The following is a 1261-nucleotide window of genomic DNA, read 5'->3' on the forward strand; positions in this document are numbered from 1 at the left end:
GCCAAGCGGGCCATCCTCGACAGCTACACGAAGGAGCACTCGGCCGAGTACCAGGCGCAGGCCTGGATCGACCTCGCCCGGAAGCTGCACAACCAGCACCCGGAGCTGGCCGCCCCCGGCGCGATCGCGTCGGTGGTCATCCACACCAGCCATCACACGCACTTCGTGATCGGGTCCGGCGCGAACGACCCGCAGAAGTACGACCCGACCGCGAGCCGGGAGACGCTCGACCACTCGATCCCGTATATCTTCACGGTCGCCCTGCAGGACGGCAGCTGGCACCACGTCGACTCCTACTCGCCCGAGCGCGCCGGCCGGGCCGACACCGTCGCCCTCTGGCACAGCGTGACCACGGTCGAAGACCCCGAGTGGACCCGCCGGTACCACTCGCTCGATGTCAGCGAGAAGGCCTTCGGCGGCCGCGTCGTCATCACGCTCAGCACCGGCGAGACCATCACCGACGAGATCGCGGTCGCGGATGCGCATCCGCTGGGCGCCCGTCCGTTCGGTCGTGCGGAGTACGTGAACAAGTTCCGCACCCTCGCCGAAGACGTGCTCGGCCCCGGTGAGATCGACCGGTTCCTGCGCCTCGCGCAGCGGCTGCCCGACCTCGCCTCCGGCGAGCTCGGCAACCTGACCATCACGGCCAGGCCCGGACTCCTCTCGGCGTTCCCCACCCCGGTCGGAATCTTCTGATGCTGTACTCCACAACCACCGCGGCCGAGAAGCGCGTGAACCTGCGCGCGATGCTGTCCAGCGGAACGATCCAGCGCTTCCCGGGCGCGTTCAACCCGCTCTCGGCCAAACTCATCCAGGCCAGGGGCTTCGAAGGCGTCTACATTTCCGGGGCGGTGCTCTCGGCCGACCTGGGCCTGCCCGACATCGGTCTGACCACGCTCACCGAGGTCGCCGGCCGGGCGCAGCAGATCGCCCGGATGACCGACCTGCCGGCGATCGTCGATGCCGACACGGGCTTCGGCGAGCCGATGAACGTGGCGCGCACGATCCAGACCCTCGAGGATGCCGGCCTGGCCGGCATGCACATCGAGGACCAGGTGAACCCGAAGCGCTGCGGGCACCTCGACGGCAAGCAGGTCGTCGACGAGGAGACCGCGGCCAAGCGTATCCGCGCGGCGGTCGATGCGCGCCGGGACCCGAACTTCCTGATCATGGCGCGCACCGACATCCGTGCCACGGTGCCGGGTGATGGCGGCCTCGACGCGGCCGTCGACCGGGCGAAGAAGCTCGTCGACGCCGGCGC

Annotated in this window: 1 protein-coding gene and 1 pseudogene; both read left to right on the forward strand. The window is 69.7% G+C overall.

Annotated elements, in window-relative coordinates:
- A pseudogene (locus tag E3T33_RS00720) lies at positions 1 to 696 on the forward strand (MmgE/PrpD family protein); the annotation flags it as partial.
- Positions 696 to 1261 (forward strand): isocitrate lyase/phosphoenolpyruvate mutase family protein (locus E3T33_RS00725; protein WP_174843260.1); only part of this gene is annotated, 566 nt, incomplete at its 3' end. The pseudogene E3T33_RS00720 and the gene E3T33_RS00725, both read left to right, overlap by 1 nt.

Source organism: Cryobacterium sp. TMT1-2-1 (assembly GCF_004403955.1).
Taxonomy (GTDB): Bacteria; Actinomycetota; Actinomycetes; order Actinomycetales; family Microbacteriaceae; genus Cryobacterium; species Cryobacterium psychrotolerans.